This is a genomic window from Sphingobacterium chuzhouense, from assembly GCF_014692525.1.
GTDB lineage: Bacteria > Bacteroidota > Bacteroidia > Sphingobacteriales > Sphingobacteriaceae > Sphingobacterium > Sphingobacterium chuzhouense.
Window position 1 is genome coordinate 249,191 of record NZ_JACNYL010000003.1, and the last position, 13,468, is coordinate 262,658.

A 13,468-nucleotide genomic window follows, 5' to 3' on the forward strand; every position below is an offset into this window, starting at 1 on the left:
TTCAGTTTGGTTTTTTTTCAAAAAATTTGCGGATAAACGATGTCATTAATCAAAGAAATCTAAATCGACGTTCCGTACGTCGTCTTCTTCCACCATCCAGCTCTCTTGTACTACATTGTCATTCTCCTTGACCGTTATCGAACCTGCCGCAATATGGCTTTCCAATTTCACGAGAATCGATCCCATCGAAGGTGCGAGGTAAAGAAGTTTCTCGTTTTTTTCTGCTCTATGCAATCCCATCTCGGGTATGAGCGGACTTTTTTGCTGTTCCATTTTTTGTTTGGTTTTTATAAATTCAATTCCCTTTTGACAAATGATTAATAATCTTGGCACATATTTTAAGTTAAGCTTGCCTATGATCAGTGCAACAAAATTAACGCAACTGTAAAGGGTAAAAAAGATATTGTACAACCACAATAGAGAAAATAAAAAGGGACAACTTTGTACGATTTACCTAAAATGACAAAACAGAAATAACACACAAACACCTGAAAACAAGGTTTTTAAACAACAAAACAACTATAAAAACGTGCAACCCACTGTCCCCTCTTAATGCATTTTAATTATATTACATCATACCTATGTAGTATCTCATAAAGTATCTGTGACGTATCCAATTTTTCGTCATTCCAAAGGATTGCTTGCATTTTTGTGAAATGATGCTATTTTCCATATAGCATTCTTATATCATTATTTAACCTCGGCTTTTAGGTATTACTAGACGCTCGGAATAAAACTACCATGATTGCGAAAATCTATTTTTTATTTGTTTACGTATTTACATTTGCAACGATTACATGTGCCCAAAATTTAGAAGCTTATAATGCATTATACACAAAGACATTTTTAGAAACTTCACAAAAAGATTTCCCCAGAGCTTTGCATGTTGCAGATTCTTTATATACCATTTCTAAAACACCGTTGCTACTAGCCCGGAACTTAGAACGAAATCAATCCATTGCTACAATGGAAAATGAACACCATGAGAGGGAAGATATCCGCCGGGAATCAAATAGTAAATTGATTTTTTTCATCACAGGTATTTTAATTGTACTCCCATTTACACTCTATTTCTTCCTACTCCAGCCGCGACAAAAATATATGTCAACACCGAAAGCAAAAAAGAATGTACTGGCAAATAAAGAAAATGCATCTCAACTCCTAACTAATAACAATGAATTCTTGCTATCTAATACAGATACATACGGTGAACAATCCTTTGCGCCATCGGTGATGTCTGAACAGACTGCCAATAAAATCCTAGGGCAACTAGAAGAATTTGAAGACAAACAACTGTATCTTAAAAGAGACTTATCATTGTCTTATTTAGCATCCTATTGTGATACGAATACAAAATACCTATCGGTTGTTATTAACTCGCATAAGAAAAAAGATTTTTTCAATTATATCAATGAGCTTCGGATTAACTACATCGTCGATAAACTGACAAACGACCCCTATTATAGGAGATTAAAAGTAGCAGCTCTCGCACGCGAAGCAGGCTTTTCTTCCCAAAGTAAATTTGCCTTGAACTTTAAAAAGGTGACTAATGTATCACCTTCTGAATTTATCAAATCGTTAACGGAGGACTCGGAGGCTTAGATATCAAAACCGGGCAACCCAGCTATAAAGGTCTTCCTGAGGAGGTATACAAAAGGATTTACGAAGTCTACTTTTTCTTGTCTGTACCGTGCGTATTGCCAAATGGTTATAATTCGCGATGTCTTTGGTTGTAAACCCGAGCTTTAAAAATGCGCAGAATTTAAATTCTTCCTGTGTCATCTCGGGATTTTGTTGCAATAAGTTCCTATAAAAATTAGGGAATATTTGTTGAAATGTCGCAATGAACGCCGCATCACCTCCCCGAGCTAATTTTACAGCTTCCTCTACTGATGGTAATATTATGTTGTCAGACTGTCTAATATACAAATTAGATGGTCGTATAGCGTGTAGAGCTTGGTGATACAACTTCTGTAATTCATTATTTTTTAGCATAATAAAATAACCATTGACGGCTAATAGCAATACCGATTGTACAAGGGTAACTTGTGTGTTTTTATGAAAACATATCTGATTTCCCCAAACTTCTCTGAACCAATCTAAATCAAACAATTGGACGACATAGAATAATATAAAAACCCACAGAAAAACAAATATGTTATAGAGTCTATTACACTCATTGAAAATAAATAACGCTGCAAACAAGATTGCGAAATAATAAGGTGCGATCCCATTGTTAAAACCCGCCGTAGAACAAGAATAAAACACTATCCAGGTTGTACCTATCAAAGCTAAAAGGGCAATCTTTGTATTAGAATATATTTTGGTATGCCAAGATAACATAAATAATAGGCAGCCCAGACCAAATAAAACCATACAATTAACAACGTATCCAAAAGATAGGTTTCTAATGGCATCAAGGATGAAAATCAGGGATATCAAAAATGCATATTGATTCATCAGCTGTATCTTAACGACTAGCAATTTATCCATATCTTTCTCTACATGTCTGTTAGAAATAAGATGCCAAAATGGCTTACGTAGATGTCCATTCATAACGTACTTAAAAATTAGTTTTGTTGTTATCCTCTCTCTAGAACCATTGCCAGAAATGGTCTGTTGACGAATTTAGATAATATCTACAGATGTTTATAGCGATTATACAACACAAAAAAAACATGTAGCGTTTCGACTACATGTTTAACATATTTTTACTATGTAACTATTGAGAAATTTGATTTCTCAGTTTTTTACATTGATGGTTCTTTAACCACCGCACAACCGTCTTTTTTGACATAATACCGTGCTTTGTCATCGCTTCTTCCAACAGCAAATCACCGGATAAAATAGCACTTACCACATTTTCTTGTATTTCGGTGGAATAACGGATTTGTGATCCTTTCGTCTTATTAGTTTTTGCGTGCATGGTTATATCTGAACAGTACTTTTTAATAAATAGATCCGGCGTTACCGGGGAGGTGACGCCGGATACAATCTACCTATGAAAAATTATACCGCGATTGGTATATGTTCAGCAAAAATGTATCGCCTTTTTTATGTTAACGAGAAAACCAGTACAACAAACGTACACTTAGAAGCTACTACATAGATACGACTGCATCAAAACAACCGCAATTGTGGGTTATTCAACTTCTCCAAATCAGCATCGTAAAAATTAGAGATCGTTACCCCCAGAAGCCTCACCCGTTTATCTTCCATATCCACTTTACTGAAAAGATCCGTTATCTGCTGGAAAATATCTTCTGCAGTATTCAGATAAAACACGCTAGTTTTGCTTCTTGTAATCTGGGAAAAGTCTGCGAATTTTATTTTTAAGGTAACTGTACGTCCCTGTTTTGCCTTCCCCTCCAATCTTTTCTCCAGTTTGTCGCATAATACCCGCAATTCCTTTAGCATTTCCTGCTCCTCTCTGAGATCCGTTTCAAAAGTATCTTCTATACCAATTGATTTGACGATTCGATTAGGTTTGACAGGTCTATTGTCTTCCCCACGAACCATATGGTAGAAAAATTTGCCTGATTTTCCGAAACGCCGGATCAACTCATTCTCCGTAAACTCTTTCAGTTCCTTTCCCGTATGTATCCCCATACTTTTCATTTTTTTGGCCGTTACTTTACCTACACCAAAAAACTTCTCGATTGGGAGCTGCTCTAAAAAAGGAATAATTTTAGAAGGCCCGATAAACGTTAATCCATCCGGCTTCTGATAATCAGATGCAATTTTTGCAATAAATTTATTTATAGACACGCCTGCTGAAGCTGTTAAACCCAATTCTTCACGAATTGCTTTCTTGATCGCTTTGGCGATTTCAATAGCCGATCCGATTCCCTGTTTGTCTTCCGTCACATCCAAATACGCCTCGTCTAGTGAAAGCGGCTCTATCAAATCGGTATATCGTCTAAAAATTGCCCGTATCTGATGGGAAACTTCCCGATATACGTCAAATCGAGGGCGAGTAAAGATTAAGTGTGGACAACGCTGTAAAGCTTGTCGGGAAGACATGGCCGAACGGACTCCAAACTTCCGAGCTTCGTAACTCGCCGTAGCCACAACACCCCTGCCATCCGGCGAACCGCCCACCGCAAGCGCTATATCGCGCAGTTCCGGAAAATCACGCTGCTCCACCGACGCATAAAATGCATCCATGTCAATATGGATTATCTTTCGTATATTATTGCTCACAATTTTCTTCGTTTGTCTGAACCAGGATTATCGTTGATAAACTCACATGCTCAGCTTATAGGTTTGCACGATCCCTTTATTCTCCTCTGATGTCGCATCAAAAATTTTGAAATATGTAGAACTAATATCTTTGCACTATCCATCCCCATCAAAATTTTTCAGCGACGATTTTTTTTGCATACTTTTTTTGAGGGAAAAAAAGTATGAACCCAATCTTCCTATTTCTTTCCAAAATTAAAATGAAATTTCGTATCTGAGAATAGTGCAAAGTAAAACTAAGAAATATTATCTTTGGCACTTTGCTACGTATTAGAAAATACTTTTATAACCACACGCATGAACACCAAAATTGGATTACTGTTGGTAACCGTAGGTTGCCTCTTACTTACCCTTCAAAGCCAGGCACAAGAGCGGGACGATCGAGCCACCATCTTAAATTTCAAAGGCATACAATACATGAGCGACGATTCCCTGTTCTATACAAATTTTAGATTTCGTATGCAGAACAGACTCGGCTATAGTAATGTACTGGATAACGAAGATAATGGTAAGTTCGATGCTCGCATCCGCCGCTTACGGCTACGTATGGACGGCTATATCTATACCCCAAAGATTTCCTACTCCATCCAGTTGGCATTTACCCGTGGCGATCAAGATTTTGATGATACCGGCATCGCTAATATTGTGCGTGACGCGGTAGTTTTCTATAACTTTAGCGATGATTTTTATATTTCCTTTGGACAGAATAAATTACCGGGTAACCGACAGCGCGTTAACTCTTCCGGTCAATTACAGTTTGCTGACCGATCGTTGGTGAACAGTAACTACACGTTGGATCGCGATTTCGGAGTTTCGTTTAACCTAAGCAAGAAAATAGGCGACATGCCCATCAACGCAAAAGCAGCGATCTCGACCGGTGAAGGACGTCCTGCCTTGGGTACCGACGACGGATTAGCTTATACCGGACGTGTGGAGTTTTTACCTTTGGGCAATTTCACAAACGATGGTGACTACTCGGAAGGGGATATCGAGCGCGAGGAAACGCCTAAGCTTTCCATCGGAGGCGGATATAGTTACAACGATCGTACTATAAGAGAAGGTGGGCAACTTGGCAGGTATGTGAAAAATCCTTTCACACTCAAGACGTCTTTTGCAGATGCTATCTTTAAATATCAAGGTTTTGCTTATCAAGCAGAATACATGCGACGTGATGTCGATAACCCATTCAACATCGTAGATGATCAATTCAATCAAGTGGACGGTCCAGAAGATGAATTAGCCTACGCACAAAAGGGATGGGGGCTGAATCAGCAAGCTTCCTATTTACTCAACAAGGGATATGAAATAGCTACCCGTTATACCTATATAAAACCACATCAGCAGTTGCGGAACTATGAAGATCAGTTAGACGTGATTGAATTAGGGCTAACGAAGTATATGAAAGCACATCGACTTAAATTCCAAATCAACGCAAATTATACCGTGCCAAATGGTGATTTCGGTAACAACTATAGTAAGAACGCTTGGGGAGGAACTTTCCAAATTGAATTGGGGATATAAATAACGTATCTTTGATACGGTGAAATATAACTCAGTTTACGAATGAAATACTATCTTATTGCTGGCGAGACTTCAGGAGATCTACATGGCGCTAATCTGATCAAAGCCTTAAAAAAAGAAGATGCAGAGGCCAGTTTCCGTATAGTAGGTGGAGATCAGATGCGTGAGGCATCTGGACAAACGCCGTTGATACATACGTCCGAAATGGCGTTTATGGGATTTGTGGAGGTTATCAAAAATCTCGGAAAAATCAGTAAGAATCTTAAGCTAGTAAAAGAGGATATTACCAAAGAAAATCCAGACACTTTAATCTTAATAGATTTCCCCGGATTTAACCTCAAGATTGCAGAATTTGCCAAAAAGCGTGGTATTCGCGTTTGCTACTACATCTCCCCAAAAATCTGGGCCTGGAACCAAGGGCGAGTGCATAAGATCAAAAAAGTTGTCGACCATATGTTCTGTATACTTCCTTTTGAGGTCGATTTCTATAAAAAATACAATTATGCTGTAGATTACGTCGGCAATCCCCTGCTGGACGCGATAAGTCAACATACGTTCAATACCGCCTTCAAAGAGGACAATAGGCTCAATGAGCGGCCTATTATCGCGCTGCTTCCGGGGAGCCGAAAAATGGAGATCGAAAAGCTGTTGCCGGTTATGGTCGATTTGTATTATCTTTTTCCAGCACACCAACTCGTCATAGCAGGAGCACCAAATTTTGATGAAGATTACTATCAGCAATATATTGGCGATTTACCCATAAAAGTCGTTTTCCAACAAACATATGATCTCCTTAACCATGCGGAAGCTGCCGTCGTGACCAGCGGTACCGCTACACTGGAGACAGGTATCTTGAAAGTACCGCAGGTTGTCGTCTACAAAGCCAACAAACTCACGGTTTTTTTAGCTCGTCGTCTGGTTAAAGTTGAATTCATTTCTCTAGTCAATCTGATCAATGGTTTTTTATCCGTTCGGGAATTTATCCAAGAAGAATGTGATACCCGTACCATTGCCGACGAACTTGGTGAACTGATCACAAATAAAGAACACCGCGCGAGCGTAATGGAAAATTATGACATATTGGCGGAGAAACTTGGTTCGCCGGGAGCATCGGAAAAAGCAGCGAAACTTATCGTTCAATATTCGTCCGGCAAAGCAAACTAAACTATTTGCCCTTTTGTTATTCTAATATAACATACACAAATAGTAGAAGTCATGAAATTAACGCATATATTAAGTATAATCTTCCTCTTCTTAGGCGTTTCTTTCCTATCGTTAGGATATGCCCAAGAGGAACATATTGCTCGATTAGAATTGGGCAAGAAGAAAAAGAAAACCTTTAACAGCCGGGATTCCTCCGCAGTCATATATATTGATACACTGATCATGAAAGATCGGTCGTCCCTGCAGTTTTACGGAAAAAAAGATGTCAAACTGATTGTAAAACATGCGGAAATTGGAAAAGGTGCATTTATTAGCGGTATCGGTGGCCGAAATAATGCTTCGGACTTCGATATCGATATCAACCTTAAAAAATTGGGTTCATTGTATGTCATTGCCCGTGGTCAAGATGCCATGAACGGGACGAAGACCGATCCAAACGGCGATGGCGGTCAAGTGAATTTCAAATACGATCCGAGTGGGATTACACCACAGTCAGAAGATAAAAAACAAGCGAACTACGTATATATTGATGTATCCGCCGGTGGCCGAGCTATCAATCCTGTCTCCGATTTAAATCAGATATACTCACGTATTGCTACCTCAGCGCCGGGTCTTCGAGGTATGCCGCAAGGACAAGTTTATTCTGGTTCTCCGGGTAGAGAGGGGAAGGCCACTATCTCTTCTTTTTCCCCGTGAAAAAGAAGCAAAAACCTCGTCGCTTCGGATATTTGAGAGAAATGGGTAGTACTAAGGATGGGTTTCTACATACCTCAAACATCCGGATGCGACCTTAAAAGTTAAGGGAGGGTTCATGCAATTGTATTATCCCATTTTTAACCTCTTAATGCCACATATAAAATTTTGAAATATGTAGAAATACTATCGATGCACTATCCATCCCATCAAAATTTTAAAGTGGCGAGTTTTTTTGCATACTTTTTTTGCGGAAAAAAAAGTATGAGCCACGTCGCGGCTTGAGCGACAAAATTATTAATATACTTTACCAACAATAATTTTTAATAAATTATTGTAGTCAAAATACGTATTCGCTACACGTTGTACATCCGCAGCAGTCATGTTGCGGATGATTTCATTATACCGTGTATAATACGATAGATCAAGTCCATAAAAATACACTGCTTTAAACTTATCGGCGTGCGAAAAGATAGATTCGATCGTACCTAAAATAGAACCCAAGATATAATTTTTCACTAAGGCTATTTCCTGTTCGGTAGCTTGTATATCCCGTAAAATATCCAATTCTTTTTCTATCTCCGTGAGCGTTGCCTGCGTGCTGTCTACACCTACTTCCGTGGCAATGGTAAAGAACCCCGTATGTTGCAGACTCGCAAAAGCAGAGCCGATACTATACGTAAATCCTTTTTCTTCCCGGATATTCCGCATCAGACGTGAACCGAAATATCCACCCAGCAGTGTATTCACAAACTGTATGGCCGGAAAGTCAGGATGTACGCGATTGATGGCAGGCATACCTAAACGAATCGCTGATTGCAGGGCATCCGCACGTTCATCCAATACGGTGGTAGGTATAAAAACCGGAAATTCAGGTTTCATGATGCCATCTAAGTTCTCCGTGTTTGTCCACTGGACATCGAAAAGCTCCCGTATTTGCTTTAAAACATCATCAGTAATATTTCCAGATAAAATCAACGTACAGTTTTGAGGCTGTACCTGCTTCTGATATAGCGCTATCAAATCTTCCCGGTTTAGCTTATCATAAGCTTCCTCCGTTGGAATGCGTCCATATCTACTTTCTCCAAACAAGTTTTTGAAAAATAGCCGACGTGCCACATACTCATTTTTTTGCAATGAGATCTGTAACGTCTGCTTATTGTTACGAATATATGTTTCCAGTTCCGCTTCCGGAAAAATAGCCTCATTCAATATATCGTGTACAACAGGTAGCACGGCACCTAGATGCTTATTCAGCGAATAGAGCGTTAACGCCGTTTGGTCAAAGCTATATTCTGGCATGAGGTAAGCGCCATAAAAATCGATTTCTTCTGCGATTTGCGCACTCGTACGCGTCTTTGTACCTTCCTTTAACATATGGCTAGCACAAGTATGAAGCAGGGAGTTTTCCGAGCCATTGAATATATTTTGAAAAATAAATTCAGCCTTTATCAATTCCTGTGTTGGTGCACTAAAAATGAAAACCCTTAAGCCATTGTCAAAAACCACTTCATCGGGTTGTACAAGGTCGATATCCTGTATGTCGTGACGTGAAGGTGCTACCGTTCTATTCAGCATGTTTTTGTTCTTTAGCATAATAAATTAGAGTTGACGAATTATCCGGAGTAAAAATTTCCCGTGCTATCCGTTGGATATCAGACGGCGTTACGGCAAGGTATTTAGCCACTTCTTGGTTATATAAATCAGCATCACCAAGTACTTCAAAAAAAGCTAAATTCATTGCCCGATCCAAGATAGAAAGTTCTGCAAACACCATCGTCGATTCTATCTTATTTTTCACTTTTTGCAGCTCGGTCTCCTTCATCATTTCAGATTTCAATATGTCGAGCTGATTCCACAACAATTTCTCTGCTTCTGCCATATCCATATGAGGTAAAGGTTTTCCTTCAATGACAATCAGATTAGGATCGATAGAACCGCATACATAGGCGTTTACCTCACTGAATAAAGGTTGATCCTTTACCAATGCCCTATATAAACGGGACGAACTTCCACGCGAAAGTATATCGGACAATAAATCCATTACCGGATAATCAGGATCTGTACGTCCTGGTCCGTGAAAAGCAATATAAATACTATTTACCGGAATATCCGCATATACTTCCTCCCGTCTAGGAGCTAATTGTTTAGGTTCCCGAGGCAGCTTCCGTTCGGGTTTCGAACGCGCAGGAATATTAGCAAACCATTTTTCTGCCAATGTTTTTACTTGATCAAATGTTACATCACCTGCGACTACCATAATGGCATTATTCGGCAAATAATGCTCAAAGAAAAACGCCTTTACATCTTCCATCGTTGCTTCTTCGATAGGACGAAGTTCCTTACCGATCGTAGCCCAGCGATAGGGATGTTCCTTGTAGGCAAGTGGTCGCAAACGCAACCAAACGTCGCCGTAGGGTTGGTTGAGGTAGCGCTGTTTAAATTCCTCGCATACCACATTTCGTTGCACTTCCAAACTCTGCTCACTAAAAGCCAAACTCAACATACGATCACTTTCCAACCAAAATGCCGTTTCCAAATTAGCAGACGGAAGCGTAATATAATAATTGGTAATATCGTTGCTCGTAAAAGCATTATTTTCCCCACCTACTTCCTGCAAAGGTGTATCATAGTTGGGTATGTTTACAGAACCTCCGAACATCAGATGTTCAAACAGATGTGCAAAGCCGGTTTTATCAGGCGATTCGTCCCGTGCTCCCACATCATATAATATATTCACACATGCCATCGCCGTGGTATGGTCTTCGTGCACCAATACACGCAAGCCATTATCAAGTGTAAAACGCTGATATTTGATCATAAAAATATTATTATAGGTTAGACCACCCAGTCTATCCCTTTTTTCAACAAAGACAAGGTTTTTTCCTCTTTAGAGCCGATTTCGGGTTTAAAATCATACGCCCAATTCGCCTGTGTCGGTAAACTCATCAATATAGACTCTATACGACCATTCGTCTCCAACCCAAAACGAGTGCCTGCATCGTAAACCAAGTTAAACTCCACATAACGGCCTCGACGCAGCAACTGCCATTCTTTATCCTGTGGAGAGAATTTCCGTTGTCTATTTCGATTCACCAACTCCGTATAGGTAGGTACAAAGGTTCGTCCTAAATCACAGGAGAACTTAAAAAGCTGTTCTGCTGACAGCCCTGTTTTTTCGGGCGTCAACTTATCATAAAACACACCACCTACCCCACGTGTTTCTTGTCGGTGTTTAATATAAAAGTAATTGTCTGCCCACGTCTTAAATTCCGGATAAAAAGTAGGATGATGTCTGTCACATACGTTCTTCATCATATGGTGAAAAAAACGAGCATCATCTTCGATCACATAGTGCGGCGTAAGGTCAATTCCGCCCCCGAACCAGCGAATATTCTCGCCCAATTCGAAATAGCGTATATTCATGTGGATAATAGGCACCCACGGATTATTGGGATGAATAACAATAGAAACACCGGTAGCGAAAAATTCATCCTCTTCCACTTTAAAGGATTTTTTGATCGGTTCGGGCAATTTACCATGAACGGCGGAAAAATTAACACCACCTTTTTCCAATATATTACCATTTTGTATAATACGGGTGCGACCGCCTCCACCACCCTCACGCTGCCATAGTTCTTCCACAAAAGTAGATTTTCCGTCTAAAGTTTCTAATCCCGAGGTTATCTCATCCTGAATTTTTTTATATGTTTCTGCTATCTGCTCTTTTGTTAAACTCATTACGTTAATTTTGCTAATAGTTTTTTGACTTCGGCATTTGCTGGCTGACGGTGATATAAGATTTCATATACCATATGGCATATGGGCATATCCAATTGGTAACGTTGAATAATATTTTGGATACATGCCGATGCATAATAACCCTCTGCAACCATATTCATCTCCAATTGTGCCGATTGCACGGTGTACCCCTTCCCGATCATATGACCGAAAGTACGATTTCTACTAAATTGCGAATAAGCTGTTACCAATAAATCGCCGAGGTAGGCTGATGCATTAATATCTCGGTTAGCCTCCGGGTCAATTGCGGATAAACAAGTCTCCATCTCCTGGATAGCATTCGAAATCAATACGGCAATGAAGTTATCGCCCAATCCCAACCCATGACATATACCTGCCGCCAAGGCATATATATTCTTAAGTACGGCTCCGTATTCTACACCAAAAATATCTTTTGAAAGAATGGTATTGATATACCTACCACGAATAAATGTGGCTACACGTTCAACGGTTTCATCGTCTTTACCCGCTAAAGTTAAATAAGACAGTTTTTCCGAAGATACTTCCTCGGCATGACAAGGCCCTCCAATGACTACAATGTTTTTTAACGGAACATGATAAGTCTTCGTCAGGTAGTCGCCTACGATAAGGTTATCGGTCGGAATAATACCTTTAATGGCAGACACCACAATCTTATTTGAAAAATCTTCGGTCTTCACCTCTTTCAACGCCTCTTTTAAATAAGCAGAAGGCGTGTTTAGTACGACAATATCTGATTGTTGAATAACCGATTTCGCATCAAGGAATAAATTATCTGGTTTTACAGAAACCTTTACAGCACTCAGATAACTGGGATTATGTCCATAAGATTGGATATAAGCCAAATCGTCTTCTTTCCTAACCCACCATAAAATATCTTTATTTTCGACATTATCTCCAAACATCTTTATCATCGCTGTCGCCCAACTTCCACTTCCCACAATGCCTATCTTTTGCACCGATTCGTCCATAAATTTCTTGTTGTAAAAGCTACAAATATACGGTTTCTAATAATACTTTTTTTTCTCAAAAAAAGTCAAACTCGATACATCAGTAAAAACACTAGATAAGCGAGATACAACGTCACAAAAGTAATCCCCTCTTTTCTCGATACCATCTGATCGGATTTAAATACAGGGTAACAAACTACAGCGACCAACGCTGCCAATGGTAAATCAAACCAGAGGATATCCTGGGATACGTTGATACCTCCCGGTGTGAAAATACTTGTAATGCCTAAGATGATAAAAATATTGATGATACTACTTCCGAGTAAATTTCCGATCGCTACATCCCGCTCATCCCTAAAGGTAGCAACAATCGTCGTTGCGAGTTCCGGTGCTGATGTACCTATGGCGATAATCGTTAATCCAATTACCGCGTCACTCATACCGAAATATTTAGCCATCTCTACCGCACCGTCGACTAATTTTTCCGCTCCGTAGATTGTTGCGACGATTCCGCAGAATAATAACATAAAATTCCAAGCCCACACCTTTGCATCTTTTTTCTCATGCAATGGTGGAGTTTCATATTCCTCCCGAAATTCCATTTGAACATGGAAAGGCTCCTGTCTGCTTGTCCGCACAATAATCGTTAAATAAACAATACCCAGCAGTAACATAATCAATCCATCCCATGTACTAAGGTCGCCGTCCAAAGATAGTATCAGTAGTAATACGGCTGCAATAATCATCGTGTACATCTCCGTTTTGATACTCTTTAAATTCAGCGGCAAGGGACGGATAGCTGCACTTAGCCCAAGAATAAATAGGATGTTCACCAGATTCGTTCCCGCAATATTACCTATCGCAATGTCTCCCGCTCCCTCCCCTATAGCCGTAAGCCCAACGGCCAATTCAGGCAAACTTGTTCCAATAGATACAATAGTAAGACCGATAACGATAGGACGAATATGAAGTAACGTGGCAATTTTGGACGCACCTTTCAAGAGAATTTCGGCACCCACCGTAATAATGATCAATCCAAATAAAAAAGTAATAACGGCTGAAAAACTCATAAATCTCTATTAGATGATAAACAAATATGCCATTTTTTACGTTAATTT

13 protein-coding genes are annotated in these 13,468 nt (G+C 39.6%); 4 read left to right on the forward strand and 9 right to left on the reverse strand.

Annotated features, from left to right (window positions below; all coding sequences use genetic code 11):
* Positions 1–45: 45 nt before the first annotated feature.
* Positions 46–273: a hypothetical protein gene (locus tag H8B21_RS13115; RefSeq protein WP_190314229.1), complete on the reverse strand. Its 228-nt coding sequence runs from the start codon at positions 271–273 to the stop codon at positions 46–48.
* A 468-nt stretch (positions 274–741) separates the two neighbouring features.
* Here H8B21_RS13115 and H8B21_RS13120 point away from each other — a divergent pair, with 468 nt between their 5' ends.
* Entirely contained in the window at positions 742–1,602 is an 861-nt protein-coding gene (locus H8B21_RS13120) for a helix-turn-helix domain-containing protein (protein WP_190314230.1), read from the forward strand.
* Positions 1,603–1,605: 3 nt separating this feature from the next.
* Here H8B21_RS13120 and H8B21_RS13125 read toward each other — a convergent pair whose 3' ends face one another.
* The 3 genes from H8B21_RS13125 to dinB all read right to left on the reverse strand — a co-directional run bounded on the left by H8B21_RS13125 (position 1,606) and on the right by dinB (position 4,167).
* Positions 1,606–2,493, reverse strand: coding sequence for a helix-turn-helix transcriptional regulator (locus tag H8B21_RS13125; protein WP_190314231.1), 888 nt, complete (start codon positions 2,491–2,493; stop codon positions 1,606–1,608).
* A gap of 229 nt (positions 2,494–2,722) precedes the next feature.
* Positions 2,723–2,926, reverse strand: a complete 204-nt coding sequence (locus H8B21_RS13130) for a hypothetical protein (RefSeq protein ID WP_190314232.1) — start codon at positions 2,924–2,926, stop codon at positions 2,723–2,725.
* 194 nt (positions 2,927–3,120) lie between these two features.
* The gene (gene dinB / locus H8B21_RS13135) at positions 3,121–4,167 is read right to left on the reverse strand and encodes a DNA polymerase IV (protein ID WP_223815085.1); all 1,047 of its coding nucleotides are present in this window, start codon (positions 4,165–4,167) and stop codon (positions 3,121–3,123) included.
* A 372-nt stretch (positions 4,168–4,539) separates the two neighbouring features.
* Here dinB and H8B21_RS13140 point away from each other — a divergent pair, with 372 nt between their 5' ends.
* Genes H8B21_RS13140 through H8B21_RS13150 form a run of 3 tightly spaced genes read left to right on the forward strand, consistent with a single transcriptional unit; the run spans position 4,540 to position 7,623 of the window.
* A complete protein-coding gene (locus H8B21_RS13140) occupies positions 4,540–5,763 on the forward strand; it encodes a porin (RefSeq protein ID WP_190314233.1) in 1,224 nt (407 codons plus the stop codon).
* A gap of 42 nt (positions 5,764–5,805) precedes the next feature.
* Complete coding sequence (lpxB, locus tag H8B21_RS13145) at positions 5,806–6,927, forward strand: lipid-A-disaccharide synthase (RefSeq protein ID WP_190314234.1); 1,122 nt, start codon at positions 5,806–5,808, stop codon at positions 6,925–6,927.
* Positions 6,928–6,978: 51 nt separating this feature from the next.
* Positions 6,979–7,623: a hypothetical protein gene (locus tag H8B21_RS13150; protein WP_190314235.1), complete on the forward strand. Its 645-nt coding sequence runs from the start codon at positions 6,979–6,981 to the stop codon at positions 7,621–7,623.
* Between the two features lie 294 nt (positions 7,624–7,917).
* Here H8B21_RS13150 and H8B21_RS13155 read toward each other — a convergent pair whose 3' ends face one another.
* The 5 genes from H8B21_RS13155 to H8B21_RS13175 all read right to left on the reverse strand — a co-directional run bounded on the left by H8B21_RS13155 (position 7,918) and on the right by H8B21_RS13175 (position 13,420).
* Positions 7,918–9,198, reverse strand: a complete 1,281-nt coding sequence (locus H8B21_RS13155) for a M16 family metallopeptidase (RefSeq protein ID WP_190314236.1) — start codon at positions 9,196–9,198, stop codon at positions 7,918–7,920.
* Positions 9,188–10,441, reverse strand: coding sequence for a M16 family metallopeptidase (locus H8B21_RS13160; protein ID WP_190314237.1), 1,254 nt, complete (start codon positions 10,439–10,441; stop codon positions 9,188–9,190). The genes H8B21_RS13155 and H8B21_RS13160 overlap by 11 nt, the downstream gene beginning before the upstream one ends.
* A gap of 17 nt (positions 10,442–10,458) precedes the next feature.
* Positions 10,459–11,361 carry an oxygen-dependent coproporphyrinogen oxidase gene (gene hemF, locus H8B21_RS13165; protein WP_190314238.1) on the reverse strand — a complete coding sequence of 301 codons (903 nt, stop codon included), beginning with the start codon at positions 11,359–11,361 and terminating at the stop codon, positions 10,459–10,461.
* Positions 11,361–12,371 (reverse strand): NAD(P)H-dependent glycerol-3-phosphate dehydrogenase, encoded by a 1,011-nt coding sequence (locus H8B21_RS13170; RefSeq protein ID WP_190314239.1) that lies wholly within the window; start codon positions 12,369–12,371, stop codon positions 11,361–11,363. The genes hemF and H8B21_RS13170 overlap by 1 nt, the downstream gene beginning before the upstream one ends.
* Before the next feature lie 65 nt (positions 12,372–12,436).
* The gene (locus H8B21_RS13175) at positions 12,437–13,420 is read right to left on the reverse strand and encodes a calcium/sodium antiporter (protein WP_190314240.1); all 984 of its coding nucleotides are present in this window, start codon (positions 13,418–13,420) and stop codon (positions 12,437–12,439) included.
* Positions 13,421–13,468: the final 48 nt, after the last annotated feature.

Coding starts and splice junctions, on each gene's coding strand:
- H8B21_RS13115 (WP_190314229.1), bottom strand. CDS start 273: ATGGAACAGCAAAAAAGTCCGCTCATACCCGAGATGGGATTGCATAGA.
- H8B21_RS13120 (WP_190314230.1), top strand. CDS start 742: ATGATTGCGAAAATCTATTTTTTATTTGTTTACGTATTTACATTTGCA.
- H8B21_RS13125 (WP_190314231.1), bottom strand. CDS start 2,493: ATGGATAAATTGCTAGTCGTTAAGATACAGCTGATGAATCAATATGCA.
- H8B21_RS13130 (WP_190314232.1), bottom strand. CDS start 2,926: ATGCACGCAAAAACTAATAAGACGAAAGGATCACAAATCCGTTATTCC.
- dinB (WP_223815085.1), bottom strand. CDS start 4,167: ATGGATGCATTTTATGCGTCGGTGGAGCAGCGTGATTTTCCGGAACTG.
- H8B21_RS13140 (WP_190314233.1), top strand. CDS start 4,540: ATGAACACCAAAATTGGATTACTGTTGGTAACCGTAGGTTGCCTCTTA.
- lpxB (WP_190314234.1), top strand. CDS start 5,806: ATGAAATACTATCTTATTGCTGGCGAGACTTCAGGAGATCTACATGGC.
- H8B21_RS13150 (WP_190314235.1), top strand. CDS start 6,979: ATGAAATTAACGCATATATTAAGTATAATCTTCCTCTTCTTAGGCGTT.
- H8B21_RS13155 (WP_190314236.1), bottom strand. CDS start 9,198: ATGCTGAATAGAACGGTAGCACCTTCACGTCACGACATACAGGATATC.
- H8B21_RS13160 (WP_190314237.1), bottom strand. CDS start 10,441: ATGATCAAATATCAGCGTTTTACACTTGATAATGGCTTGCGTGTATTG.
- hemF (WP_190314238.1), bottom strand. CDS start 11,361: ATGAGTTTAACAAAAGAGCAGATAGCAGAAACATATAAAAAAATTCAG.
- H8B21_RS13170 (WP_190314239.1), bottom strand. CDS start 12,371: ATGGACGAATCGGTGCAAAAGATAGGCATTGTGGGAAGTGGAAGTTGG.
- H8B21_RS13175 (WP_190314240.1), bottom strand. CDS start 13,420: ATGAGTTTTTCAGCCGTTATTACTTTTTTATTTGGATTGATCATTATT.